General features: G+C 73.5%; 21 protein-coding genes and 1 pseudogene. 16 read left to right on the top strand and 6 right to left on the bottom strand.

The window, feature by feature from the left end; translation table 11 throughout:
- Positions 1-146 precede the first annotated feature (146 nt).
- From AC3CH1_RS26820 to AC3CH1_RS26775, 10 genes and pseudogenes are all read left to right on the top strand, one after another.
- The gene (locus tag AC3CH1_RS26820) at positions 147-1,235 is read left to right on the top strand and encodes a phytanoyl-CoA dioxygenase family protein (RefSeq protein ID WP_488465266.1); all 1,089 of its coding nucleotides are present in this window, start codon (positions 147-149) and stop codon (positions 1,233-1,235) included.
- Positions 1,217-2,527, top strand: a complete 1,311-nt coding sequence (locus tag AC3CH1_RS26815; protein ID WP_488465265.1) for a DUF6271 family protein — start codon at positions 1,217-1,219, stop codon at positions 2,525-2,527. The genes AC3CH1_RS26820 and AC3CH1_RS26815 overlap by 19 nt, the downstream gene beginning before the upstream one ends.
- Complete coding sequence (locus AC3CH1_RS26810; RefSeq protein WP_488465264.1) at positions 2,524-4,329, top strand: condensation domain-containing protein; 1,806 nt, start codon at positions 2,524-2,526, stop codon at positions 4,327-4,329. Before AC3CH1_RS26815 ends, AC3CH1_RS26810 begins: the two co-directional genes overlap by 4 nt.
- On the top strand, positions 4,319-5,599 hold the full coding sequence (locus tag AC3CH1_RS26805) for an MFS transporter (RefSeq protein ID WP_488465263.1): 1,281 nt from the start codon (positions 4,319-4,321) through the stop codon (positions 5,597-5,599). Before AC3CH1_RS26810 ends, AC3CH1_RS26805 begins: the two co-directional genes overlap by 11 nt.
- Positions 5,596-5,760 carry a hypothetical protein gene (locus AC3CH1_RS26800; protein ID WP_488465262.1) on the top strand — a complete coding sequence of 55 codons (165 nt, stop codon included), beginning with the start codon at positions 5,596-5,598 and terminating at the stop codon, positions 5,758-5,760. Before AC3CH1_RS26805 ends, AC3CH1_RS26800 begins: the two co-directional genes overlap by 4 nt.
- Before the next feature lie 301 nt (positions 5,761-6,061).
- On the top strand, positions 6,062-7,312 hold the full coding sequence (locus tag AC3CH1_RS26795) for an SCO2321 family membrane protein (protein WP_488465261.1): 1,251 nt from the start codon (positions 6,062-6,064) through the stop codon (positions 7,310-7,312).
- A gap of 47 nt (positions 7,313-7,359) precedes the next feature.
- Positions 7,360-8,076: an SCO2322 family protein gene (locus AC3CH1_RS26790; RefSeq protein ID WP_488466743.1), complete on the top strand. Its 717-nt coding sequence runs from the start codon at positions 7,360-7,362 to the stop codon at positions 8,074-8,076.
- Complete coding sequence (locus tag AC3CH1_RS26785) at positions 8,073-9,248, top strand: energy-coupling factor transporter transmembrane component T (protein WP_488465260.1); 1,176 nt, start codon at positions 8,073-8,075, stop codon at positions 9,246-9,248. Before AC3CH1_RS26790 ends, AC3CH1_RS26785 begins: the two co-directional genes overlap by 4 nt.
- Positions 9,245-11,010: pseudogene (locus AC3CH1_RS26780) on the top strand (ABC transporter ATP-binding protein). Before AC3CH1_RS26785 ends, AC3CH1_RS26780 begins: the two are co-directional and overlap by 4 nt.
- Positions 11,007-11,921, top strand: coding sequence for an ECF transporter S component (locus AC3CH1_RS26775; protein WP_488465259.1), 915 nt, complete (start codon positions 11,007-11,009; stop codon positions 11,919-11,921). The pseudogene AC3CH1_RS26780 and the gene AC3CH1_RS26775 overlap by 4 nt, the downstream one beginning before the upstream one ends.
- Before the next feature lie 17 nt (positions 11,922-11,938).
- Here AC3CH1_RS26775 and AC3CH1_RS26770 read toward each other — a convergent pair whose 3' ends face one another.
- The 3 genes from AC3CH1_RS26770 to AC3CH1_RS26760 form a co-directional block, all read right to left on the bottom strand.
- Positions 11,939-12,097 (bottom strand): hypothetical protein, encoded by a 159-nt coding sequence (locus AC3CH1_RS26770; RefSeq protein WP_488466825.1) that lies wholly within the window; start codon positions 12,095-12,097, stop codon positions 11,939-11,941.
- Positions 12,098-12,231: 134 nt separating this feature from the next.
- Positions 12,232-14,397, bottom strand: a complete 2,166-nt coding sequence (locus tag AC3CH1_RS26765) for a bifunctional glycosyltransferase 87/phosphatase PAP2 family protein (RefSeq protein ID WP_488465258.1) — start codon at positions 14,395-14,397, stop codon at positions 12,232-12,234.
- Between the two features lie 148 nt (positions 14,398-14,545).
- Positions 14,546-15,772 carry a serpin family protein gene (locus tag AC3CH1_RS26760; RefSeq protein WP_488465257.1) on the bottom strand — a complete coding sequence of 409 codons (1,227 nt, stop codon included), beginning with the start codon at positions 15,770-15,772 and terminating at the stop codon, positions 14,546-14,548.
- A 61-nt stretch (positions 15,773-15,833) separates the two neighbouring features.
- On the opposite strand from AC3CH1_RS26760, the gene AC3CH1_RS26755 reads away from it, so the two are divergent.
- Positions 15,834-16,322, top strand: coding sequence for a GNAT family N-acetyltransferase (locus AC3CH1_RS26755; protein ID WP_488465256.1), 489 nt, complete (start codon positions 15,834-15,836; stop codon positions 16,320-16,322).
- Between the two features lie 60 nt (positions 16,323-16,382).
- Here the strand turns inward: AC3CH1_RS26755 and AC3CH1_RS26750 are convergent, their stop codons facing one another.
- Entirely contained in the window at positions 16,383-18,536 is a 2,154-nt protein-coding gene (locus AC3CH1_RS26750) for an MDR family MFS transporter (RefSeq protein ID WP_488465255.1), read from the bottom strand.
- Positions 18,537-18,841: 305 nt separating this feature from the next.
- On the opposite strand from AC3CH1_RS26750, the gene AC3CH1_RS26745 reads away from it, so the two are divergent.
- Positions 18,842-20,113, top strand: a complete 1,272-nt coding sequence (locus AC3CH1_RS26745) for a peptidoglycan-binding domain-containing protein (RefSeq protein WP_488465254.1) — start codon at positions 18,842-18,844, stop codon at positions 20,111-20,113.
- A 250-nt stretch (positions 20,114-20,363) separates the two neighbouring features.
- Positions 20,364-21,026, top strand: a complete 663-nt coding sequence (locus AC3CH1_RS26740; RefSeq protein ID WP_488465253.1) for an HAD-IA family hydrolase — start codon at positions 20,364-20,366, stop codon at positions 21,024-21,026.
- 176 nt (positions 21,027-21,202) lie between these two features.
- Here AC3CH1_RS26740 and AC3CH1_RS26735 read toward each other — a convergent pair whose 3' ends face one another.
- Entirely contained in the window at positions 21,203-21,937 is a 735-nt protein-coding gene (locus AC3CH1_RS26735) for an ABC transporter permease (RefSeq protein WP_488465252.1), read from the bottom strand.
- Positions 21,938-22,241: 304 nt separating this feature from the next.
- Between AC3CH1_RS26735 and AC3CH1_RS26730 the strand changes: the two genes are divergently transcribed.
- From AC3CH1_RS26730 to AC3CH1_RS26720, 3 genes are all read left to right on the top strand, one after another.
- Complete coding sequence (locus AC3CH1_RS26730; RefSeq protein WP_488465251.1) at positions 22,242-22,886, top strand: HNH endonuclease family protein; 645 nt, start codon at positions 22,242-22,244, stop codon at positions 22,884-22,886.
- Between the two features lie 147 nt (positions 22,887-23,033).
- Positions 23,034-24,761, top strand: a complete 1,728-nt coding sequence (locus AC3CH1_RS26725) for an alkaline phosphatase D family protein (protein ID WP_488465250.1) — start codon at positions 23,034-23,036, stop codon at positions 24,759-24,761.
- A gap of 117 nt (positions 24,762-24,878) precedes the next feature.
- Positions 24,879-25,328, top strand: a complete 450-nt coding sequence (locus AC3CH1_RS26720; protein WP_488465249.1) for a DoxX family protein — start codon at positions 24,879-24,881, stop codon at positions 25,326-25,328.
- Positions 25,329-25,501: 173 nt separating this feature from the next.
- Here the strand turns inward: AC3CH1_RS26720 and AC3CH1_RS26715 are convergent, their stop codons facing one another.
- Complete coding sequence (locus AC3CH1_RS26715) at positions 25,502-26,281, bottom strand: superoxide dismutase family protein (RefSeq protein WP_488465248.1); 780 nt, start codon at positions 26,279-26,281, stop codon at positions 25,502-25,504.
- Positions 26,282-26,453: the final 172 nt, after the last annotated feature.

Raw genomic sequence — 26,453 nt, 5'->3', positions numbered from 1 at the left:
CCGGGTGGTCTGGACCAATGCTGCTGATCGACGTGGTCATGGCTCCTCCCGCCACGGCACTGCCATCCGTCCCGCCGTCCGCGGCGACCCCGCTCCCCCGGGGTCGCCGCACGGCCGGCCGAGGAGAAGGACCTGCCATCAACCTCATGACGACCCCCGCCCCTCGCCGTCGGCCCCGCCTGCACCGCGCGGCCTCGGACATCCCGTACTTCAGCGCGGACGGCGAGGCCTACCTCGCGCAGACCGCCCTGCGGGAGCTCGACAAGTCGCGCCCGCTGCGCGTGCTCTCCGAGGAGGACTTCGCCCACTGGCAGACGTACGGCTACGTCATCGTCCGGGAAGCGATCCCGGCCCCGGTGGCGCGGCAACTGCTGGACTTCACGTGGGAGTTCCAGGGCCTGGACCCGGAGCGGCCGGAGAGCTGGTACGAGGACCGGCCGCTGCGCTCCGAGCTGGACCAGCAACTGCACATCTACGGTTTCGTGGAGGCCTACCACCACCAACTCCTCTGGGACAACCGGCAGTCGCAGCGGGTCTACGACGCCTTCGTCGACGTATGGGACTGCGAGGAGCTGTGGGTCACCCTGGACCGGCTCAACCTCAACCCGCCCAACCGGGGCAACCGTGACCGCGCCCTGATCGAGCCGACGGACCGGGGCTTCGACATCGAGCTCCACTGGGACATCGACACCACGCTCGCCGTCCCGCCGCAGCGGGTGCAGGGCATCATCGCGCTCAACGACACCCGACCGGAGACGGGCGGCTTCCAGTGCTGCCCGGAGCTGTTCCGGCAGTTCGACACCTGGAAGACCGCCCAGCCCGCCGGCCGGGACCCCCTGCGCCCCACCGTCGACCGGGACGAACTCCCCGTCGTACGACCGGATCTGCGCCCCGGCGACCTGCTCATCTGGAACGGTCTGCTGGCCCACGGTGTGGCGCGCAACCTCTCCGAGAGCGGGGTGCGTGCCGTGCAGTACCTGTCGATGATGCCCGCGCTGGAGGAGCACGAGCGGCTGCGCAAGTCCCGGGTGGAGTCCTGGCGCCACCTGCGCACCCCGCGCTGGAACCGGACCCTGGTCGGCGACCCGGTGCTGCCCGAGGCCAAGCGCTACCCCACGGCCGAGCTGAACCCCCTGGGCAGCCGACTGCTGGGGCTCGCCTCGTGGCAGGACCCCGTCGAGGAGACGGCACCCGCCGCGCGGAGCGGGGAGCCTTCGTGCGCCGCGTCTGTCTGACCCTGCCCACCCACCGGGCCTGCGCCGGCACCATCGCGGCGGTCGCCGAGGAAGCGGCGTACGGGGCACGGCGGTTCGGCGTCGAGGTGCACTTCCTGGTCCTGGACTCCTCCCCCGCGCCGGTGCTCGCCGAGCACCGGCGGGCGGTCGCCGCGCTGCCCCCCTCCCCCGGTGTGACCGTCCACCACCTCGACGAGGACGGGCAACGGGACTTCCTGCGCGCGGTGATCGACCGGTCCGGCGGAGCCCGGCCGGACCGGCTGCTGGAACTGATGCTGCCGTCCCGCGTCTCCTACGGCGCCTGCACCAACCGGGCGTTCCTCATCGCCCAGGCCCTCGGCTGCACGTCCGTCCACCGCCGGGACTCCGACAGCCGCTACCAGCGGTTCGACGGCGAACCGGTCTTCCCGCTCCACGAGGAGCTCGCCTATCTGGGCCAACGCGCCGACGACGTAAGCGAGTCGGCGACCCGGAGCAAGCTGCCGGCGGGGGCCGGGAGCCGGCGGGTGACGATGGTCGGCGGCTCCTTCGTGGGGGAGATGTCGGTGGACGTCGCGGAGATCCGCGAACTCGACCCGGACACGTACCGCGAACTGATCGGCCTGTCGATCCCCGAGGGACTCCCGGAGATCTGGCGCGGACATCTGATCGACGAGTCCTTCCGGGGGGCCGGGGACACCGCTTTCGACGGCGACCGCACCACGCTCGCCCCCGTCAGCCCGATGCGCGTGGACATGTGCAACATCGCACTCGACCACGAGGTCTACCGTCGTGTCCCGCTGCCGCCCGCCACCGACACCATCGGCAGCGACTACTTCCTGATCCACCTCCTCCACGACGCCAGGATGCCCGGCGTCCAGCACAACCGGCACATCGTCAACTTCCATACGGCGGAGCGGCGTACGGACGACGGGTTCCTCGCGTACCAGGTGCGCTTCGTGAAGTTCCTGCTGTCCAAGGCGTATCTCAACGCCGTGTACGCGAGGACGGCGGCGGCGGGTGACGCGCTGCTCGACGCCGAGGGCTGCATCCGGGCCCGTGAGGTCGCCGGGTTCGTCCGGGACAGCACCGGCCTGGGCCGGGCGTCGGGCGCCGACCGCCTCGACGTCCTCGACGGTGCCTACCGGCGGCTCGGCGATCGCTACAAGACGGTCGCCGACGCCCTCGTGGAACGCCGCTCCCGGCTCCTGGACGAGGCCCGCGACGACATGGCCGACTTCGCGCTCCTGATGGACCACTGGGAGGCGTTGACTCGTGCGAGCGCGAACGTGGGCCCGGCCGTGACCCGATGACCCCCGCCGCCGCCAAGGACACCATGCACCCGAACACCACCACGACCACGGTCACCGTCGCCTACGCGGGCGGTGAGGAACGCCGGGGCCCCCTCACCATGGGCCAGGCCAACATGATCCGTTGCATCCTGCGGGACGACCCCACCCACATCAACATCCACGATGTGTGGCCCGTCCCCGAGGGCACCACCGTGGAGGCCGTCACCGACGCCCTGCGCGCCCTGGCCGGGCGCCACGAAGGGCTGCGCACCACGTTTCCGCATGCCCCCGGGTCCGCGCCGGCCGAGCAGGTCGTGGCCTCCGAGGGCACGTTCACGGTGACGGTCCTCGACCACGCCGAATTCCCCGCTGATCCGGCGGGGTACGCCGAGTCGGTGGCCCGGGCGGCCCGGGCCGGGCGCTTCGCCCTGGAGCGGGAGTTCCCGCTGCGGACCACCCTGCTCACCGTGGCCGGAGCGCCGGTCCACGTCGCGCTGGCGTTCAGCCACGCGGTGACGGACGGCAGCGCGATGGCCATCCTGCGCGAGGAGTTCGCCGAGCTGCTGGCGGGCAAGGAGCTGCCGGGGCTCACGTCCCTGCCCCCGGTCGACCTGGCCGCCGTGGAGGCGTCCCCGGCCGGGCTGCGGAAGTCGGAGGCTTCCCTGCGGTACTGGGAGCGGATCATCCGCACCGGGCCGCAGGAGATGTTCGCGGAGCCGCGCGGCAGGAGGCCGGGGACCGACGAGGAGGCCCGGCAGCTGACGCTCCGCTCCCGCCGGGGCGGCCGGGCGCTCGCCGGGGCGGCCCGCCGCACCGGGCACCCCGAGGCCACCGTGCTGATGGCCGCCTGGTGCGCCCTGGTGGCCCATCGGGCGGGCCAGGACAGCTGTGTCACCGCCGTCCCGAGCGCCAACCGGTTCCACCCCCGGGTCGCCCGTTCGGTGACCACCACCTCCCAGGACGCGCTGCTCCACCTGGATGTCCGGGTGCCCGGCTTCGACGCCCTGGTCGCCCGAACCTGGGGGGCGGTGCTCAACGCCTACCGGCACAGCCAGTTCGACTCCGTACGGCTCTGGGAGATGATCGACCGGGTCACCGCCGAGCGCGGCAGCCACTTCGGCCGGGACGTGGTGTTCAACGATGTGAGCGCCCTGCCCGCCCCGCTCCTGGGCACCGACACGCAGGACCGCGACGACGCCGAGCAGGAGCTGACCTGGGGGCCGCCCCAGACGCTGCCGACCCGGCTGCTCGCCTTCACGTACCGGACGGCGCCCCAGCTGCACATCTCTCTGTGGGCCGCCCCCACGCTCTTCACCCCCGAGGAGGCGGAGGGATTCCTCTCCGGGCTGGTCCTGCTCCTGGAGGCGGCCGCCGCCGGGGACGTGCCGATGGAGGCGCTGTCCGAGGTGACGGGAGTCCGTCCCGCCGAACGCGGGCCCACGTGGCTCCGCGTGGACGGCTGCTGGGTCTCGCCCGCCGCCGTGCGCGAGACCCTCGCCCGGGCGGCGGGCGGACTGCCGGTGCGGGTGGCCGAGGAGCTCGGACCGGACGGGACGGTGGACGGCACCGCGGAGGGGGCGGCCGGCGCGGAACCGCACCTCACGGCGTACATCGCCCGCGGCGACACCTCGTTGACGTCCGAGGAGGCCCACCGGGCGCTGACCGCCCTCATCCCGGCCGCCGGTTCGGGGGTCCTGGCGCCCCACCGCTACGTGCTCGTCGAGAGCCCGCCCACCGAGCCGGACCGGAGCGACGCCTGGCGTCGACTGGAGATCATCGAGGAAGGGACCGGCAGAGGCCGGCAGGTACGACATGAGCGTTGACGACACGACCCTTCCGCAGAAGCGGGAAACACTGCCCAGCCCCTGGCGGTCGGGCCGGTTCCGGCTGTTCTTTACGGCCCGCAGCGCGTCGCTGCTGGCCGACGGCATGCTGATGGTCTCCCTCACCACGGCCGTGCTGGGAGCGGGCCACGGGGCGACCGGCGTCGGTTACGCGCTGGCCGCGTGGATGACCCCGATCGTCCTGCTGGTGCTGTTCGGCGGGGTGCTGGCCGACCGGTTCACCCCGCAGCTGATGATGATCTGCGCCGACCTGGTGCGGATGCTGGCCATGATCACACTGGCGGCGCTGCTCTTCTCCTCCGACCGCGTCCCGCTGTGGCAGATCATGGCGCTGATGGCGCTCAGCGGGGCCGCGACCGCGATGTTCCAGCCCGGTATGGCGAGCATGGTCCCCCGGGTCGCGGAGGACATCCAGAAGGCCAACGCGCTGCTGCGCATATCCGAGGCCCTGAGCACGCTGCTCGGCCCCGGTCTGGCGGGCATCCTCGTCGCGTACTGGCAGGTGTCGGGCTCGTACCTGGTCATCGCCGCGGCGTACGCGCTCAGCGCCCTGGTCCTGCTGCCCCTGCGGAAGCTGCACACGGTCCGCGACGAGGGCGACGCCCCGATGTGGCGCAGGCTCGCGACGGGCTGGCAGGAGTTCCGGTCCCGGCAGTGGCTGTGGGGCGTCATCGCGGTCTGGTCCGTCTACGGCCTGTTCGTGTTCGGTCCGGCGCTGCCGCTCGGCGCGGCGCTGATGATCGAGCAGCACGGGGCGAGCGGATACGGCTGGATCGCCTCGGCGGACGGCGCCGGGACGATCATCGGCGGCCTGATCGGCATGCGGGTCCGCCCCCGCCGCCCCCTGGTGGCGGGCGCCCTGGCCATGCTCTGCTTCGCGCTCAACCCCCTGGCCCCGGCGCTCGAATGGTCCTTCGCCGCCACGGCGATCGCCCACGTGATCGCGGGATACGGCTTCGCGTTCTGGGGCGTGATGTGGGCGACGAGCGTCCAGACGCACATCCCGCTGACGATCCTGAGCCGCGTCTCCGCGTACGACGTCGCCGGCTCCATCATGGTCATCCCGCTCGGCCGCGCGCTGGCGGGCCCGGCGGCCGACGCGTTCGGCGCGAACGAGGTGCTGATCTTCTCGTCGGTGATGTCGTGCGTCCTGCTGGCCGTCATGCTCGCCGTCCCGGCGATCCGCGCGCTGCGGCGGGTGCCGGAGGGCATCGCTCTGAAGGTCCAGGGCGAACAGTCCGCCGTGTGAGCCGGCATCCGGCGGACCTGGCGGGGCACGGGCGGCTGTTCTCCGGGGACCGTCAGCCGCTCGCCGTCTCCGAGGCCGAGTCCCCTCTGCGGCGGCTCGTGAAACTCGGGAGCGCGGAGGCCGTGCCGGGCGGGCCCCCGGTGACGTACACCGCGCTCTGACATCGCCGTCCGATCACCGCCGTGGCGCACGCCCCCGGCGACGCCCCCGGCCCCCGGCCGCGGACCGGTAGAGTGGGCAGGTCGTCATCATGCCCGTACAGGGGGAAGCCGGTACGCATCCGGCTCAGTGCCCCAGCCGTGACCCGTCCGCCCGACGGCAGCCGGACCGCCCGCCGCGGAGCGTGACCGGCTCGGGCCACCGGAACCCCGGTGGCCGGCACCGTCGAGGCATACGGGGCCGGAGCCCGGGGACCTCGTGTGCCCGGGGAGTCCGGCCCTCGCAGGAGAGGCCCAGCCAGCCATGACCGTACGCCGCAGCGCAGCCGCGCTCGCGACCACCGCCGTGCTCCTGGGCGCGGCCGCACCTGTAGCGGTCGCCGCGCCGAGTCCCTCCCCGTCCGCGGAGCTGCCGGCCGGGCTCTACGGCACCACGGACCCCACGTACGACGGGGTGTGGCGGCAGTCGCTGGCCTTCCTCGCGCAGAAGATCGAGTACGTCACGCCGTCCACCGCCGCCGTCGACTGGCTGGTGGGCCAGCAGTGCGACAGCGGCGCGTTCACCTCGTACCGCGACGCCTCCAAGCCCTGTGACGCCTCCACGGTGATGGACACCAATGCCACCGCCGTCGCCGTCCAGGCCCTCGTCGAGATCAACCAGCGCCGCGACGACGCCAACAACGGGGCCGACTGGCTGAAGTCCGTGCAGAACGAGGACGGCGGCTGGGGCTACAACCCCGGCAGCCCGAGCGACGCGAACTCCACGTCCATCGTGATCGGCGCGCTCGCCCGGACCGGTGTCCCGGTCAACGAGCTCACCACCGCCGACGGCAGTACCCCGTACACCGCGCTCCAGTCGCTGGCCATCCCCTGCGGGGACGAGAACGGCGGCGCGTTCGCGTACCAGCCGGGCAAGAAGGGCGAGCTGACCGCCAACCTGGACGCCACCGCGGCCTCGGTGCTCGGCCTGATGGGCAAGGGCATCGCCTCCGGCACGTCCAACGCGGTCGAGGACCCCTCCTGCACGAAGGGCGACGACCTCAGCCCGGAGCAGACCGCCCAGAACGGCTCCTTCTTCCTCGCGGACGCCTTGAAGAAGTCTCCGTACCTGGAGCAGGCCCCGATGCCGGGCGCCGAGAACACCGAGCCACAGCCCGACTACGGCAACACCGCGGACGCGGTCGTCGCGCTCGCCGCCTCCGGGCACGCGGACCAGGCCGAGGCCTCCGTCGCCTGGCTGCGGAAGAACGGCACCGACTGGGCGAAGCAGAGCGGCCCGGCCGCCACCGCACAGCTGATCCTCGCCGCGCACGCCACCGGCGCGGACGCCCGCAGCTTCGGCGGCGTCGACCTCGTCAAGCAGCTCAACACGATGGGCCCCGCCCCGGCCGCCACCGCCCTCCCCTCGTCCACGCCGACCGGCCCGCAGCCCTCCAGCGGCACCGACAGCGACGACAGCGGGCTGAGCCTGGGGTGGCTGATCGGCATCGGTCTCGCCGCCGGGGCGGGCATCGGCTTCGTGCTGAGCATGCGCCGGAAGAAGCAGCAGCCGTGAGCCGTACGCCGGTCCCGGCACGACCGCGGAACCCAGCCGCCGCACGGCTGCGGAATTCCGCCGTCGCCCGGCTGCGGAATCCTCTCGTCGTCCTGCTGGCCGCCCTGGTCGCCGCCTCGGCCGTCCTCCTCGGCGCGGGCAGCGCCGAGGCCGCCGGTTACCGCTACTGGTCCTTCTGGGAGGGCAACGGCAAGAACTGGCAGTACGCCACCCAGGGGCCGTCGCTGCTGCGCCCGGACGACGGCGCGGTCCAGGGCTTCCGGTTCGCCGTGAGCGAGGACTCGGGCGATGCCGCACAGCCGCGCCGCGCCCCCGACTTCGGGGCGATCTGCGCGGGCACTCCGGCGAAGGACGGGCAGAAGCGGGTCGCGCTGGTGATCGACGCCGGTACGGCGGCGGACGCCCCTGACGGGGAGAAGCCGCCCGCACCGCGCACGGCGTGCGCGCAGGTCGCACCGGACGCCAGCAGCGCGGAGGCGCTCGCCGCGGTGGCCAAGCCGCTGCGGTACGACAGCAGCGCCATGCTCTGCGCGATCTCGGGCTACCCCGAGTCGGGCTGCGGCGAACAGGTGTCGGGCGAGGACGGCAGCGCGAAGCCGACACCCTCCACCACTGCCTCGGGCAGGACCGCGGACGAGGCCGACGACTCGGACGACGGTTCATCGGAAGGCGCCGGCGGCCCGTCCGTCGGGCTCCTCGTCGGCATCGGCGCCGTCCTGCTGCTGGGCGTCGCCGCCGTGGTCCAGGCCCGCCGCCGCCGGTGACCGCCTCCCCCGCCCCGGCTCCGGCCCGGCTGCTGCGCCGCGCCCTGCACGCCCCCGAGGCGGACCGCGGCAACGCGCTGCCCGCCGGGGCGTGGTGGCTGTGGGCGCTGGGTCTGGCCACCGCCGCGTCCCGGACGACGAACCCGCTGCTCCTCGGGCTGCTGGTCGGCGTGGCGGGCTATGTGGTGGCGGCGCGGCGGACGGATGCGCCGTGGGCCCGCTCCTACGGCGCGTTCGTGAAGCTCGGGCTGTTCGTCGTGGCGGCGCGGCTGCTGTTCTCCGTCCTCCTCGGATCGTCGATCCCCGGCTCCCACACCGTGTTCGTCCTCCCCGAACTGCCGCTGCCCGACTGGGCGCAGGGCGTGCGGATCGGCGGCCGGGTCACCGCCGAGCAGCTGGTCTTCTCGCTGTACCAGGGGATGAAGCTGGCCGCGCTGCTGATCTGCGTCGGCGCGGCGAACGCGCTGGCCAACCCGGCGCGGCTGCTGAAGTCGCTGCCGGGCGCGCTGTACGAGGCGGGGGTCGCCGTCGTGGTCGCGATGACGTTCGCGCCGAACATGGTGGCCGACGTGGTCCGGCTGCGCACCGCGCGCCGGCTGCGGGGGCGGCCGACCGGAGGTGTGCGGGCCGTGGCGCAGATCGGGCTGCCGGTGCTGGAGGGGGCGCTGGAGCGGTCGGTGGCGGTGGCCGCGTCGATGGACGCGCGTGGGTACGGGCGTACGGCGCAGGTCCCGGCCGCCGTCCGGCACACCACCAACGTCCTCACCCTGGGCGGGCTGCTCGGCGTGTGCGCCGGCACGTACGGGCTGCTGGCCGCGCAGGGGGCGGTGTACGGCCTGCCGTTGCTGCTGGCCGGTCTGGTCACGGCGATGGCCGGGCTGCGGCTCGGCGGGCGGCGCTCGGTGCGCACCCGCTACCGGCCGGACCGGTGGGGCGTCCGGGCCTGGCTGGTGGCGTGCTCGGGTGCGGTGGTCGCGGCGGCGATGATCTGGGCGGGCGCGTTGGATCCGGACGCGATGCGCCCCGGTGTCGTACCGCTGGTCGCGCCGGTGCTGCCGCTGTGGCCCGCCGCGGCGGTACTGGTCGGGCTGCTGCCCGCGCTGGTCGCCCCCGTGCCGCCGTCGTCCCGGGCCACGACAAGACCGGCGCATCGCTACAAGGAGCAGGCGTGATCAGGTTCGAGCGGCTCTCCGTGCGGTACGAGGGCACGGAGCATCCCACGCTGTCCGACGTCGACCTCACGGTCCCCGAGGGCGAACTCGTCCTGCTCGTCGGACCCTCCGGTGTCGGCAAGTCGACTCTGCTGGGTACGGTCTCCGGGCTCGTCCCGCACTTCACGGGCGGGCTGCTCTCGGGCCGGGTGACGGTGGGCGGCCGGGACACCCGTACGCACAAGCCGCGTGAACTGGCCGATCTGGTCGGCACGGTGGGCCAGGACCCGTTGGCGCACTTCGTCACGGACACCGTCGAGGACGAGCTGGCGTACGGCATGGAGTCGCTGGGTCTCGCACCCGACGTGATGCGCCGCCGGGTCGAGGAGACGCTCGATCTGCTGGGCCTGGCCGAGCTGCGCGACCGGCCGATCGCGACCCTGTCGGGCGGTCAGCGGCAGCGGGTGGCGATCGGTTCGGTGCTCACCCCGCACCCGAGGGTGCTGGTGCTGGACGAACCGACCTCCGCGCTGGACCCGGCGGCGGCCGAGGAGGTCCTCGCGGTGCTCCAGCGGCTGGTGCACGACCTGGGCACGACCGTGCTGATGGCCGAGCACCGGCTGGAGCGCGTGGTGCAGTACGCGGACCAGGTCGTCCTGCTGCCCGCCCCGGGCGCCGCCCCGTGATGGGGCCGCCCGCCGAGATCATGAAGGTGTCGCCGGTACGGCCCCCGGTGGCCGAGCTGGGACTGCTCGCGGGCTGGGACCCGCTGCCCCTGTCGGTACGGGACGCCCGGCGCGGGGCGGGCGGGCTGCGGGAGCGGCTGGCGGAGGCGTCGCCGCCCGTGCCCCCGGAGGTGCCGGGGACGCCGGAGGCGCCGGGGACGCCGAAGGTACCGGGGACGCCGAAGGCGCCGTCCGGTCGGTCCGTCGCGCCCCCGCCCGTGGCGCACGCCTCCCGGCCCGGCCGGTTCGCCCGGCTCCTGGGGCGTGGGGCCGACGCCCCGGCCGCCCCGGTCGCCGATCCGGTCACCCGGGTCGACGGGCTCGGGGTGCGGCGCGGCCGGGTCGAGGCGCTGCGGCGGGTGACGCTCACCGTGGCCCCGGGCGAGACGGTGGCCCTGATGGGCCGCAACGGGGCCGGAAAGTCCACGCTGCTCGGCGCGCTCGTCGGCATGATCGAGCCCACCGCGGGCACCGTGCGCGTCGGCGGCCTGGCCCCGGCCCGGACGGACCCGCGGGCGATGGTGCGCCGGGTCGGCCTCGTACCGCAGGAGCCGCGCGATCTGCTGTACGCGGACACGGTGGCCGCCGAGTGCGCCGCCGCCGACCGGGACGCGGGCGCGGCGGAGGGTACCTGCCGGGCGCTGGTGTCGGAGCTGCTGCCGGGCGTCGGGGACGACATCCATCCCCGGGACCTCTCCGAGGGCCAACGGCTCGCCCTGGCCCTGGCGCTGGTGCTGACGGGCCGCCCGCCGCTGTTGCTCCTGGACGAGCCGACGCGTGGTCTGGACTACGCGGCGAAGGCCCGGCTCGTCGGGGTGCTGCGCGGCCTGGCGGCCGAGGGGCACGCGATCGTCCTGGCGACGCACGACGTGGAGCTGGCGGCGGAGCTGGCGCACCGGGTGGTGATCCTCGCCGACGGGGAGGTCGTCGCGGACGGCCCGACCGGACAGGTGGTGGTCTCCTCGCCCGCGTTCGCCCCGCAGACCGCGAAGATCCTGGCCCCGCAGGAGTGGCTGACCGTGTCCCAGGTGCGCGGCGCGCTGGAGGCGGGCGTATGAGCGGGAACGAGGCCGGGGTTCGGGAGCGGGCGGCCCGGCCGGTGCGGCTCGGGCCGAAGTCGGTCGCCGTGCTGCTGCTCACCAGCGCCGTCGGCGTCGTCGCCTTCGGGTGGCCGCTGCTGGCGGACGCCGGGTCCGGGCTCGCGCACGCGCAGGACGCGCCCTGGCTGTTCGCGGCGCTGCTGCCGCTGCTCGTCGCGGTGGTGGTGGCGACGATCTCCGAGTCCGGCATGGGCGCGAAGGCCGTCGCGATGCTCGGGGTGCTGGCGGCGGTCGGGGCGGCGCTGCGCCCGCTCGGCGCCGGGACGGCGGGCCTGGAGCCGATGTTCTTCCTGATGGTGCTGAGCGGACGGGTGCTGGGCCCCGGATTCGGCTTCGTCCTCGGTTCGGTGACCATGTTCGCCTCGGCGCTGCTCACGGGCGGGGTCGGGCCCTGGATGCCGTTCCAGATGCTGTCGATGGGCTGGTTCACGATGGGCGCGGGCCTGCTGCCGGGGGCCGACCGGCTGCGCGGGCGGGCCGAGTTGGCGATGCTCGCGGTGTACGGGTGCGTGGCGGCGTTCGCGTACGGCGTGGTGATGAACCTCCAGGGCTGGCCGCTCATCACGGGGATCGGTTCGGGGATCTCCTTCGACGGTGACGACCCGCTGCACGAAAACCTGGTGCGCTTCCTCGCGTACTACGTCACGACCTCGCTGGGCTGGGACCTGGGGCGGGCGGTGCTGACGGTGGTCCTGACCCTCACGCTCGGCCCGACGCTGCTGAGGGCGCTGCGCCGGGCCACGCGCCGCGCCGCGTTCGACGCGCGGGCGGCGTTCGGGAAGCCGGAGGAGCCCGGGAAGCAACCCGGCAAGCAGCCCGGGAGGCGACCCGGCAAGCAGCCCGAGGGGGCGGCCCCGGGCTCACCTTGAAGCAGCCGTCACGGGGGTCACAGCCGCTGAATGATCGTGGCCGCCGCCAGGGCCCCTCCCGCGCACATCGTGATGAGCGCGCACTCCTCGTCGCGGCGTTCCAGCTCGTGCAGGGCCGTGCGTTCGGCCTGGCTCAACGGGATCAAGCAGCTCCGGGTGACGACGGTCGCGGCCACCTGACACCGCCCGCGGGGCGCCGTCCGGACCCGTCCGGGTGGCGGGACGTACGCGGCGATCCATGCCGAAGGGCGCCGGGACGGTTTTCAGCCGTCCCGGCACCCCTTCGGCCTGCTGCTGCTTCGGCCTGCTGCTACTTGCCGCCGACTTTTTCGGCGGGTTCATGCTCCGGTACGAGGGCGGGTCCGGGCGATTCCGTGGCTTCGGCTTCGGCTTCGGCTTCGGCTTCGGCTTCGGCGGATTCCGTGGCCTCGGGGGCCTCGGCCGCCGGCGGCTCCGCCGGTTCCGTCGCCGTCCCGGTCGCCTGCTCCTGCCCGGTCACGAGCTTCCGCGGCCCCGACAGCAGATACGTCAGCCCGAAGCCCATCGCCACGACGAGCGCGCCGCCGGCCGCGTCGAGCACCCAGTGGTTGGCGGTGGCCACGATCGCGGCGATCGTGAAGAGCGGGTGCAGCAGACCGAGCGCCTTCATCCACAGCTTCGGGGCCAGCATCACGATGACCACACCGCACCACAGCGACCAGCCGAAGTGCAGCGACGGCATCGCCGCGTACTGGTTGGTTACGGTGGTCAGCGTCCCGTAGTCGGGCTTCGCGAAGTCCTGCACCCCGTGGACGGTGTCGATGAAGCCGAGGCCGGGCATGAGCCGGGGCGGGGCCAGGGGGTAGAGCCAGAAGCCGACGAGCGCGAGCAGCGTGGCGAAGCCGATGGACGAGCGGACCCAGCGGTAGTCGGCGGGGCGGCGCGCGTACAGCACACCGAGGATCGTCAGCGGGACGATGAAGTGGAAGGTGGAGTAGTAGTAGTCGAAGAACTCACGCAGCCAGGTGATCTGCACGACAGTGTGGTTGACCCAGTGCTCGATGTCGATGTGCAGCCACTGCTCGATGGCGTGGATCTGCCGGCCGTGCTCCTCGGCGAGCGGGCGGCCCGCCCTGGCGGCGAGGCGGACCTGGGCGTAGGCGTCGTAGACGACCCGGATGAGGAGGAGTTCCAGCAGCAGGTTGGGGCGGGTGAGGACCCGGCGCCAGAACGGCAGGAGCGGCACGCGTCTCCAGCGCGCCGCGACCGGTTTCGCGTAGTCGGTGGGGACCGGGTGCTGCCAGTACGGCGAGGTGCGGGGCACGAACGGGGCGAGACAGGCCGCGCCGAGCGCCACGAGGAGCAGCACGTTGTCGCGGACCGGGAAGAGCGCCTCGATGTTCGGCAGCAGCATCGTGCCCGGCAGGGTGACGACCAGCAGCACCACGGACGGCCAGACCAGCCGGTCGGAGGCCCGCTTGCCGACCTTGCCGACGACCGCGAGGAGCACCCAGAGCAGCTGGTGCTGCCAGGCGGTCGGCGAGACGGCGACCACGACGCAGCCGGTCACGGCCACCGCGAGGAGCAGCTGCCCGTCCTGCGCGTACCGCACCGCGCGCCGCAGTCCGACGACCACGACGGCGGCGGAGAGCACCAGGAACAGGGCGATTTCCAGGGGGCCTTCGAGGCCGAGCCGGAGCAACGCCCCGTGCAGGGACTGGTTGGCGAGGCCGTCCGGCCGCTCCCCCAGTCCGGCGCCCGCGAGATGGTGCACCCAGTACGTCCACGAGTCCTTCGGCGCCGCCGCCCAGGCCGCGGCCGTGGCGAGGGCGAAGGTCACGCCCGCGCTCAGCGACGCCTGCCGTCTGCCGGTCAGCCAGAGCAGGGCGGCGAAGAGCAGCAGCACCGGCTGGAAGGCGGCTGCGAGACCGACGAGGACGCCGGCGGGCCGGTGCTCCCGGACGACGAAGCAGGCCAGGAGCACCAGGAGGACGGGCAGGATGCTGGTCTGGCCCAGGTGCAGGGTGTTGCGGACCGGCAGCGACAGCATGAGCAGGCTGATCGCGACGGGGGCCGCGAGCAGGGCCGTCCGGCGGCCCACCGGCGAGGGCAGGGCCCGGGCGGCGACGATGCCGAGGGCGACGACGAGCAGCAGGGACCCGAACGTCCACGCCACGCCCAGGGCCTCCTGGGCCGACGCGGTGAGAGGTTTCAGGACCAGCCCGGCGAAGGGCGTGCCGGTGAACCGGCCGCTGTCGTACAGCGAGCCCGTCACGTGCAGGACGCCGTTCTCCCCGATCCAGGTCTCCAGATCGAGGAGCCGTTCCCCCGGTGGCTGCCGGAGCACCACCGCCACCTGCCGTACCGCCAGCACGGCCACCACCAGCCAGAGCAGGGCCCGGACCAGCCCGGTTCTCCCTCCCGTGTCCGTCGCCGCGTCACCGCGCACACTGTGATCCGCATTCACCACGCTGCGCCGACCCTCCCACCGTTCCATGCATCGCCCCTTCGAGTGGGGGCATGCCGGATGAAGCCTCGCATTGCCCTACGAGGTAGACACAATCAACCCCCTCTTTGCCTGACTGTCATCCTGCTTCGGTCCGGAAGAAGTCGTCCGTGGGGATGACAGGGGCCTCTGACAGGTCTCAGGCGTTCGGGTCGGCGGGGGCCTGTGCCTGCCAGGCGGTGAACAGCGGGGTGTCCTCGGTTCCGGCCAGCACGACGATGCCGAAGGGGCGGTCGAACGCGATGTGGCGCACCCGCTGCGGCCGGGGGGCGGCGCCCGCCGCCCGCATCGCGACCACCGTCACGGCCGCGGCTTCCACGCCCTCCTCGGCGATCTTCAGCACGGCCTCCTGGACCACGTCGGAGATGGCGAGGGGTTCGCGTGAGAGACCGGAGAAGTCCGCGGCGTCCGTCAGGGCCAGCCGGACGCCGAGGGAGACCAGCTGCCCGGTGACGGGCACCCGCGTCCGCAGGGTGAGCCGGGGCAGCCCGATGGTCACCCGGTCGGTGTCCAGCGGGACGCCCGCGGCCCGGGGCGCCCAGCCCACGGGCAGTACCCGGCCGGCCCCGGCCCCCGGCTCCCCCAGGACGAGGCGGACCCGGGCCCCGGGGCCGCCGCCCGGTTCGCTCGCGCAGCGCAGCTCGACGACGTACGCCCCGCCGGCCGTCCAGGCGTCGGTCAACGGCACGTCCTTGACCATGGTCGGCACCGGACCGACCGTCCCCGCCGCGTCGGTGAACGGCAGGTCCTGGGTCCGCCGGGCCTCGAAGGGCTTCTCCCAGCGGGCCTTCAGCGCCAGGACGTTGACCAGCGCGAGCAGGGTCTCGTCGGTGATCTCCAGCGGCAGCCGCTCGATCAGCCCTCCGGTGGCCTCGCGGACCCAGGCGTCGACGGCCGCCGCGTCCATCGGGTCGAAGCGGACGTCCGGCAGCGCCTCCTGGAACGCGGGGAGGACGGCCACCCGGCTCCAGACCCGGGTGGCCACGCCCAGCGCCCCGGTCCGGGCCAGCGCGCGGGCCAGTTCCGTGACCGCCGGCGCGGCCTCCCGGTCCGCGGTGCCGAGGAGCGTCCGCAGCTCGGCCGCGGTCGCCCCGCGCGCACCGGCGGCCACGGCGGCCAGGGCGAGCCAGAGCCCGGCGGGCGAGCACACGAAGCCGGTGCCCGCCCCGGTGCCGCCGGGGCCCTCTCCCCCTGCCATGCCGTCCCGTATCCAGCGCTCGGCGAGGCGCTGGACGGCTCCGGTCGTGGTCACGGCTCCGGTCGTGGTCACGGCTCCGGTCGTGGTCACGGCTCCGGTCGTGGTCACGGCTCCGGTCGTGGCGTCGGTCGCGTCGGGCGCGGCGTCGGTCGCGGACACATCAGTCACTACTGCCCCCTACAGGTAAATTGCGTCGTCGTACGGCCGTGCGGCAGCAAGAATGCCCCACATGACCTGGACCGTGGCCGCCGAACGATTCGACTCCCCCGACGCGAGCACCCTGCGCCGTGACTACTACGACGAGGTCGCCAGCCGTTACTGGCAGCGGCCCGCCACCGCCGAGGAGATCGACGACGGGCTCGACGGCGACGGAGCCGACCTGCTCGTACCGCCGACCGGGCAGTTCGTCGTCGGCCGGTACGGGAGCAAGGCGGCGAGCTGCGCCGGGCTGGTGCTGACGGAGTCCGCCGGTCCGGGCACGGCGGAGCTGACGCGGGTGTACGTGCGCCCGGCGTTCCGGGGCACGGGCGGCGGCGGGCTGCTGCTGGCCGCGGTGGAGGAGGCGGCGAGGGCGTACGGCGTACGGCTGCTGCGGCTGGACACCCGCAACGACCTGGTCGAGGCACGCGGGCTGTACACGAAGCACGGCTACCGGGAAGTGCCGGCGTTCCACCGACGCAATCAGTACGCGGAGCACTGGTTCGCCAAGGAGCTGTGACGGCGGCGGCCGGGCCCGTCCGGGCCCGGACAAGGACGCCGACGCGGACGCGCCGTGTGCTCAGGCGGACGGGGGGTGGTGGCCGTGGTCGTCACGGCCGTCGGGCCGCCGGTCGTGGCCCTCGCGCTCGTCGAAGCGCCGTTCGTGGGCCTCGCGCTCGTCCTGGCGCAGGTGGGCCTCGTGGTCGCGGGGCGGCTGCGGGGTGTGGGGGCGCTCCCGGGTCGAGCCGCTGACCTCGGCGGACAGTTCGCTGACGAGTCTGACCAGGTCGGTGGGGCGCTCGGGGCCCCACCAGTCGCCGAGGAGTTCGGCGAGGGAGTCCTCGCGGGCCTGCGAGAGCCGGACGACGGCCTCGGCCCCGGTGTCGGTGAGGATCATCTGCAGGCCCTCCCGGCGGGCCAGTCCGCGTTCCTCGACCTGCCGGGCCGCATCGGTGATCACGTGCAGGGGCACGGGCGCCGTCTCGGCGAGCCGGGCGGGTTCGACGGTGCCGTGCCGCTTGATCCGCAGGAGCAGCCAGCTGGCGGCGGGCAGCAGGTCGTACCCCGCCCGCGCGGTGATCCTCTCGTAGATCTCACGGCGGCCCTCCCGGGTCGCGAGCACCGACAGGGCGCGGGCGCACTCGTCGTACGAGGAGCGCTCGACGGGGTTGGAGGCGAGCGTCTGACTGGTGTCGGGGGCGGTCACCGAGCCCCGGAGCTTGTCCTCACGGAGGAACCAGGCGAGGACGAAGGCCAGGAGAACCACCGGGACCGCGTACAGGAAGACGTCCGTGATGGAGGTCGAGTACGCGCCGAGGACGGAGGGCCGCAGATCGGCCGGGAGCTGTCCGATGGCCCGGGGGTCGGCGGCCAGCCGCCCCGCGTCGACGCCCGGCGGCAGCGACTGCCCGGCGAGCGCGTCCGTGAGCTGCCCGGTCAGCCGGTTGGCGAAGATGGTCCCGAAGATGGCCACGCCGAACGCGGAGCCGATGGACCGGAAGAACGTCACGCCGGAGGTGGCGACACCGAGGTCCTGGTAGGAGACGGAATTCTGGGCGACCAGGACGAGGACCTGCATCACCAGGCCCAGACCGGCGCCGAAGACGAAGAAGAAGGCGCTCATCAGCCAGGTGGAGCTGTTCTCGTCGAGCTGGTGGAGCAGCAGCAGCCCGACGGCGGTGATGGCGGTGCCCAGGACCGGGAAGACCTTCCAGCGGCCGGTGCGGCTGACGATCTGGCCGGAGCCGGTCGAGGTGATCAGCAGGCCGAACACCATCGGCAGCATGTGCACACCGGACATCGTCGGGGTGATGCCGTGGACCACCTGGAGGAAGGTCGGCAGGTAGGTCATCGCGCCGAACATGGCGAAGCCGATGACGAAGCTGATCACGGCGACGAGGGCGAAGGTCCTGATCCGGAAGAGTTTCAGCGGCAGTACGGGTTCGACCGCGCACCGCTCGGCGGCGATGAAGGCCACGAGCAGCACGACGGCGAGCACCGCGAGCCCGATGATCTGCGGAGAGCTCCAGGCCCAGGTCGTACCGCCGAGGGAGGCGACGAGCACCAGGGCGGTGGCGACGGCCGCGATGAGGAAGGTGCCGAGGTAGTCGATGGTGTGCTTCTCCCGGCGGACCGGGATGTGCAGGACGGCCGCGATGACGACCAGCGCGACGACGCCGATCGGCAGGTTGATGTAGAAGACCCAGCGCCAGCTGAGATGTTCGGTGAAGAAGCCGCCGAGGAGCGGCCCGAGGACGCTCGTCACGCCGAAGACCGCGCCGAAGAGCCCTTGGTACTTGCCGCGTTCGCGCGGGGTGACGAGGTCGCCGACGATCGCCATCGACAGCACCATGAGCCCGCCGCCACCGAGTCCCTGGAGGGCCCGGAAGCCGATCAGCTGGGGCATGTTCTGGGCGACCCCGCAGAGGGCGGAGCCGATCAGGAAGATCACGATCGCGGTCTGGAAGAGCTTCTTGCGACCGTACTGGTCGCCGAGCTTGCCCCACAACGGGGTCGCAGCGGTGGCCGCCAGCAGGTAGGCGGTCACCACCCAGGACAGATGGTCGAGGCCGCCGAGCTCACTGACGATCGTCGGGAGAGCCGTGGAGACGATGGTCTGATCGAGTGCCGCGAGGAGCATGCCGAGGAGCAGCGCACCGATCGCCACCAGGACGCTCCGGTGGGACTGTCCCTCACCGGGCGCCGGCGGTGACGGGCTCAGCTGCTGCGCCATGGGCGTCTCCTCGATCCGCTGCATCCACTGATCCGCTGATCCGCTGCATCATTGATCCGCTGAATCCACTGGCCCGCTGAATCCACCGACCCGCCGAATCCACTGACCTTCTGAATCCACTGACCCGCCGAATCCAGTGACCCGCCGAGTCCACGGATCAACTGATGCGCTGATCCACTACACCCCCATCCTGGACGTTTCGCCCCGTTATGGCCTGCCGGGGGCGGGCCGAGCCCCAGCGGGCCGTTGGGCTTCCCCGGAGCGGGCTGCATAATCGCAGGCAGCTCAAGGGGAGGGGACCCACCATGACCGGACACGCATGCCCGGAGTGCGGGAGACGGACGGCCGGGCAGCCCGGCGCGGAGCACCGGGCGCCGTGCCGGTGCGGCGCCGGCGCGCCGTCGCAGCAGCTCACGGAGGACGAACAGCGCGCCGCCCGTACGGCGGAGATCGCCGCGGCCGAGGACTTCGACCCCCTGCGCATCCGGCCGTACGTGACGCTGACGGACCTCGCCGGGGCGGGCGGAGGCGAGGCCGGAGGGCCTCGTTCCGGGTCCGGCACGTGGACGAGCACGGCCACTGGTACGCGGGAGGGCATGGCCACCGGTACGTGGGACGGGGCGCGGCCCTCCGGGATGCGGGACGGCGCGGCTTCCCGTACAGGGGAGGGTACGGCCGCCGGGACCGGCCCGTCGGCACCTGACGCCGAAGGGACCGGGACGGGGGCGGCGGGGGCCTCGATCGATCCGGGAACGGCGGCGACCACCATGCCGCTGTTCCTGGGCGGCGACGGCCCGAACGGTGGCATGGGCGTGGGCACGGGCGCGGGCCGCGACTCCGTGCCGGACGGCAGCGGCGCCGCGCCGGACGGAAGCCGGAGGCGGACCGCGGGCGCGACCCCCGTCTTCGCCCCCGACCCCGTGCGACCGCGCCGCAGGCGCCCCCTCGGGGCGCTCGCCGTGGGGGCGGCCGTCGCCGCGGTGGTCGGCACGGCGGCCTTCGCCGGCGGCCTGTTCGGCGGCGACGACAGGGGGGACGAGGCGCTGCCGGAGGCCACCACGAGCGTCCCGGACACCGAGGACGAACCGGCCGCTTCGGTGGCCCCGTCCCCCTCCGCCTCGGCCACGTCGCCGCGCCCGCAGTCCCCCTCGGCCACGCCGTCCGCGTCACCGTCCGCGTCCGCCTCGCCGACGAAGAGCCGGGAGCCCGAGCCGACCCCCAGCGCGTCCCCGTCCGCGTCGCCGACGGCGAGCGCGTCGACCACCCCGGACGGCGGCGCTCCAACCGCCGCGCCGCCCGCCGCCGATCCGCCCCCGGGGCCGGCCGGCTCCTCGCTGCGCCCCGGCGACCGGGGCCCGGAGGTCGCCGAGCTGCAGGTCCGGCTCCGGACCGTCGGGGAATGGCTCTACTCGGGGCCGGTCGACGGAAGCTCCTACAGCGACCAGGTCGCGTACTCCGTGGCGATCTACCAGTCGTACAAAGCGATCCAGGGCGATCCGACGGGCGTGTACGGGCCGAACACCCGGCGCGCGCTGGAGGCGGAGACCAACGGCGGCGGGCGCCACCGAGCCCGCTGAGCGCACCGAGCGCTCCGCGACCGCCCGCCGCGCCGCCGGGGGATTGGCGTTCCGCCCCCGGTTTTTGTATCGTGATGGAACAAAGTAGCTCCCGCCCGCACTCCCTGACCGGCGGGCGGGGGTTGCTCTGGTTGCCGCACGCGGTACCGCACACCTCGTACCGCGCACCCTTCGCAGCCCGTGCACGTCACGCCCCGCGGCACGCGCACCCGGGCTGTTCGCACACCTCCCCCGCGTCCTGGAGCAGCCGATGCCTCCCACCGTCCTCACCGCACAAGCCCTCCTGCTGGACATGGACGGCACCCTCGTGAACTCCGACGCGGTGGTCGAGCGCTGCTGGCGGCGCTGGGCGATCGAGCACGGGCTGGACCCCGAGGCCGCGCTGAAGGTGGTCCACGGCCGTCAGGGATACGCCACGATGGCCGTCCTGCTCCCGGACCGCCCGATGGAGGAGAACTACGCCGACAACCGGGTGATGCTGGCGGAGGAGACCGCCGACGTCGAGGGCGTCGTGCCGATCGGCGGGGCGCCCGCGTTCATGGCCGCGATCGCCGAGCTGCCGCACGCCCTGGTGACCTCCGCCGACACCGCGCTCGCGACAGCCCGCATGGGTGCCGCCGCGCTGCCGATGCCCGCCGTCCGCGTCACCGCCGAACAGGTCGGCGCCAGCAAGCCGGACCCCGAGGGCTTCCTCAAGGGCGCGGCGGAGCTGGGCTTCGACGCGGCGGACTGCATCGTGTTCGAGGACTCCGAGGCGGGCATAGCGGCCGGCCGGGCGGCGGGCATGCGCGTCGTGGGCGTCGGCCCGCGCGCCGCGGCCCTCGCACCGGACGCCCATGTCGAGGATCTGACGCGGGTGCGCGTGGAGGCGGCCGAGGACGGCTCGATCCGCCTGTACATCGACGAGGCCTGAGCCACACCCCTGGCCCGGCCCCCGGCCCCTCGCTCCGAAGCGGGGCTCATCTCTAAGCGGGGCCAGCCCCGAAGGGGGCCCAGCCGACGCGGGGCCCGCCCCGAAGTGGGTCCAGCCCGAAGTGGGTCCATCTCGCAGCGGACCCACCCCGGAGTGGGCTCACCCCGTAGCGAGCCTCACTCCCGGTGCAACAGCCCGCGCGCGACCAGTTCCAGGACTGTCGCGACGGCGACCACCTGGACCGCCATCAGCGCCACCAGGACGAACAGCTGCACGGCGCCCGCGTCCACGGGTGAGGCGCCGCCCAGCAGCATGCCCACGAACGCCCCCGGCAAGGTGACGAGCCCGACCGTCCGGGTCTGGTCGAGCCCGGGCAGCAACGCGTCCGACGCCGCGGGCCGCACGATCTCCAGCCTGGCGTCCCGGTCGAGCAGCCCGAGGGCCATGCCCGCCTCCACCTCCCCGCGCCGGCCGGCGAGTTCGTCCAGCGCGCGCCGCCCGCCGAGCACCGTCGCGGTGAGCGCCCCGCCGATGAGGATGCCCGCCACCGGGACGAGCGCCAGGCCCCGGACCGGCACGAGCCCCGTCAGCAGCAGCACCCCCACCACGGGCAGCACGCCCGCCCCGATCGGCACGGCCGCCCAGCGCCAGGTGCGGTTGCCGGTGATCCGGCGCCCCGCGGTCCACACCGCCACGGCGAACATCAGCGCCACGAACCCGAGAAGCGGCGCCAGGGAGCGGACCACCCAGCCGATGATCAGGGATACGGCGGCGAGTTGGACGGCCGCCCGCACCCCGGCGACGAGGATCTCGCGCGACCGGCCCAGCGAGGCCCACGCGGCGACGGCGGCGGCGAGGACCAGCAGGACGGCGAGCACGACGCCGAGGGTGGGGGAGACCGGAAGCAGCACGCGGCAACGATAGGGCCGCTCGCGATACCGCCCTTCGGGGGCGCGCCCAGGACCACCTCGGGGGGCGCGCCCGGGACGGCGAGCGCCCCCGGGCCCCCGCGGATGCCCAAAACCACTCGGACAAACCGCCCGTGACGACTCTGCGCGCTCCCGCGATCCGTCACTCCCCTTGCACACCCCTTGATGTGACGTGCACATGTCGTCACCCTGTTACCTGACGCCCACCCCACGGAAACCTGGCGTCGCCACGATGGCCGGGCCTCCGCACGCCCGCCCAAGCACCCCCCACACCAAGGGAGTTCGCATGTCCGGTGTCTACGCGCGTCGCCTCTCCGTCGTCGCCGCAACCGCCGCGCTCGCCGCCACGTCGGCCCTGTTCACCGCCCCGAGCGCGCAGGCCGCCATGCCCACCCCGGTCAGCGCGGCGACCGCACGCACCTACCTCGGCCAGCTCACCGTCGGCGCGGAGGGCTCGTCCAGCGGCTACAGCCGCGACAAGTTCCCGCACTGGATCACCCAGTCGGGAGCCTGCAACACCCGCGAGGTCGTCCTCAAGCGCGACGGCACGAACGTCCAGCAGGACTCCTCCTGCGCCGCGGTCAGCGGCAGGTGGTACTCGACCTACGACGGCGCCACCTGGAGCGCCGCGTCCGACGTGGACATCGACCACATGGTTCCGCTCGCCGAGGCCTGGCGCTCCGGCGCGAGCGGCTGGACCAACGCCCAGCGCCAGTCGTTCGCCAACGACCTGACGCGCCCCCAGCTCATCGCGGTGACCGACAACGTGAACCAAGCCAAGGGCGACAAGGACCCGGCCGAGTGGATGCCGTCGACCTCCTCGTACAAGTGCACCTACGTCCGCGCCTGGGTCCACGTCAAGAAGCACTACAACATGACCGTGGACTCCGCCGAGAAGAGCGCCCTGCAGTCCGCCCTGAACGGCTGCTGACCACCGCGCACGACCGCTGCCCCCCGCACGCGGCCGCTGACCATCCGGCCCACAGCACGGCCCCCGACCACCGGAACACGTGCACCCTCCTCCCGCGTTCTGTACGTTACGGACCCCATCCGTGACGGCGTCGCGAGGAGACATCACATGACCGGGCTGCGCCTGGGACCACTGCTGCGGTACGTCGACTGGGAGTCGGGGGCCACCGCGACCGTCTGGGTCGAGGCGAGCCGTCCGTGCACCGTGGAGGTCCGGTGCGCGGACGGCGCCTCGGGGGCGTCGCCCACCTTCTCGGTGGCCGGGCACCACTACGCCCTGGTGGTCGTAGAGGGGCTGACCCCCGGTTCCACCACGGCGTACGAGGTGCTGATCGGATCCCGGCGCGTCTGGCCGCCCGACGACGCCCGCCTCCCGCCGAGCACCATCACCACGCCGTCCGCGGCGACCGCGGGCGACGCCGGGGCGGAGCCGGACGAGGTGCGGATCTCGTTCGGGTCGTGCCGGTGGGCGGCCGCTCCCGGCGGCGGGAACGACCCCGTGGGGCCGGACGCCCTGGTGACCCTGGCCGCTCGCCTCGCGGCGGATCCGGCGGCCGAGCGGCCCGACGTCCTGCTGCTCCTCGGCGACCAGGTGTACGCGGACGAGACCTCCGGGGCGACCCGGCGCAGACTCGCCGCCCGCCGGGACCTGAGCGAGGCGCCGGGCGCGGAGATCGCGGACTACGAGGAGTACACCTACCTCTACGACGAATCATGGCGCGATCCGGAGGTCCGCTGGCTGCTCTCCACGGTCCCCAGTTGCATGATCTTCGACGATCACGACGTCATCGACGACTGGAACACCAGCGCCGCCTGGCAGCGGGACATGCGCGCCACACCCTGGTGGCACGAACGGATCGTCAGCGGGCTGATGTCCTACTGGGTCCACCAGCACCTGGGCAATCTCTCCCCCGCCGAACTGGCCGCCGACCCCGTGTACGCGGCGGTCAAAGCATCGCCCGACGGCACCGAGACGCTGCGCCGCTTCGCCGCCGAGACCGACGCGGATCCCGCCCGTACCCGGTGGAGCTACCGGCGTGTTTTCGGCCGAGTACGGCTGGTGATGGTCGATACCCGCGCGGCCCGCGTCCTGGCCGAGAAGGAGCGGGCGATGCTCGACGCCCAGGAGGCCGACTGGCTGCGGAACGCGGTCCTGGACGACCCCTCTTCCTACGATCATCTCCTCATCGGCAGCTCCCTGCCGTGGCTGCTGCCCCCGCTCGTCCACGACGCGGAACGCTGGAGCGCAGCCCTGTGCGCGGGCGTACGCGGGCCACGCTGGGCACGCTTCGGCGAGAAGCTGCGCCGCGCTTCCGACCTGGAACATTGGGCCGCCTTCCCGGAATCCTTCGACCGGTTCACGGAGCTGCTGCGGGAAGCGGGGAGCGGTCCGGACGCCCCGGCGACGGTATGCGTCCTCTCGGGCGACGTGCACCATGCCTACGTCGCCGAGCCACGGTGGCCGAAGTCCGACCCCGGACCCGGTTCCCACCCCGGGGCCGATTCCGGTCCTGGCTCCGGGGGAGCCCCGATCGCCCGTGTCCTTCAGCTGACCTGCTCACCCGTGCACAACTCCATCCCCCGGTCGATCCGAGCGGGTTTCCGTTTCGGCTGGAGCCGGGCGGGCCGGCGGATCGGCCGACTGCTGTCCCGCCACGGCCGTACGGGTGCGTCGCCGGTGATCTGGAACAAGGCGGGCGGCCCCTGGTTCGGCAACCAACTCATGACGCTCACGCTGCATGGCCGGAAGTCTGCGCTGACATTGGTCCAGGCCAGAGCGAGCAAGCAGGGAGCCCAGCTCGAAGCGGTTCTTGAGCGTTCACTCACCCCTGAGTAGGAGGCGATTTTCAGCCACTCGACAGAATGTTGAAGTTGCAAGTATCGATGAGGTCTCCCTAACCTTTGGCGCTCAATCGGTTCACGTCCCCACCACGACCGAAGGAGCCCGCCCCCCATGCTCATCCGCTTGAACCAGGCCCAGCCCTACGTCCTCAGCCTCTTCCGCTTCGTCGTCGGCCTGCTCTTCGCCTTCCACGGCATCGCCACGCTCTTCGGAGCACTCGGCGGCAACCAGGCGGAGACCGGCGCCTGGCCCGGCTGGTACGCCGCGCTGATCCAACTGGTCTGCGGGTCCCTGGTCGCCCTGGGCCTGGGCACCCGCGCCGCAGCCTTCCTCGCCTCGGGGTCGATGGCCTACGCGTACTTCAAGGTGCACCAGCCCGAGGCGTTCCTGCCGCTCCAGAACGGCGGCGAGGGTGCGGCGATGTTCTGCTGGGCGTTCCTGCTGCTGGTCTTCACCGGCCCGGGCGCCGTCGCCCTGGACCGTTTCTTCGGTTCGCGGAACACGGCGGCCGTCGCCGAGGACACGCCCCGGCGCGACAGGACCTCGGCCGTCTCCGCCTGACCCGGCATCTCGGCCCGACCCTGTCGCCTCGGCGTTGCCCCGTCGTCTCGGCATTGCCCCGCAGCCTCCTCGCACGGAGCGGCGGGACGTACGGCGGTGCCGCGACCCTCCGATGACGTGGAGGAGCGGGACACCGCCGTACGCCGTCGTCCGCCCCGGAGAGCGGAGTCCGGTCAATCCCGCCCGTGGGGCCCGAACGGCACCGTGAAGCAGGCCGCCCGCTCCCCCGCGCCGCCCTGTCGATCATGGATGATCACCGACCGTGCCCCGCCCTCGCGGAAGCCCCAGCCGTGCACGGCCTCCGCGCGGCCGTCGCCCTCCTCGTCCGTCCGGAAGTCCAGCCACACCTCGTTGACCGGGTCCGCCGTCGCCGCCGGGCGGTGCTGGTAGTGGGGCCCGGCAGCGGCGGGGTCGGCGCCGCAGGGCGAGGTGTGCACGTGCATTCCGTACGCACGGCCGGGCACGAGCCCCCGCAGCCGGGCCCCGACCCGGGTGCCGGACGGACCCGCGAACTGTGTGACCTCGATCCGCGCGCCCGCCGGCACCAGCCCGGTGTCGTACGTCAGCGCGTCGGACGGGACGAAGGAACCGGGCGGGGAGAACACCCCTGCGGCCCGCGTCCACGAACTGCCTCCCACGGCGACGCCGACGTCATCCGTGCGGCTCGGCTCTCCCCCGCCGCCAACCGGCTCCCGCGCCGAGACCTGGGCCGCGGGAGCCCCGTGCGCGCCGTGGCCGTCGGAGGCGTCCGCCGCGCCGCCGCCGCCCGTTCCGTGGGCGACGCCGACGCCGCAGGCCAGCGCCAGCAGGGCTGCCGTGCCCGCCAGCACGCCCGGGACCCGTGCGACCCCCCGGCCCCGCGACCTCGCCCCGCCCTCGCGTCCCGCCGTTCCCCGTCGCCCCGAAATCGGGTGCGCCGGACCGTGTCCCGTCCGTACCATCCATGCCGTCATGCGCTGCTCCTCGCTCGTGCCGGTCGTTCTCCCCGCCTAACGGCCACAAGGCCTCCAGGTGTGCGTGACCTGCACAACATCACCCGCCCTGGGCGGCGTCCGGATGAGCCTCGCGCGTACGCTGTACAGCTGAACCTGCCGCCCCTGCCGCTCCCCTGCGACGTCGCGGCGT

This window comes from Streptomyces sp. MGP-P1 (assembly GCF_057766565.1).
This window is presented reverse-complemented; position numbering and strand designations above follow the sequence as displayed.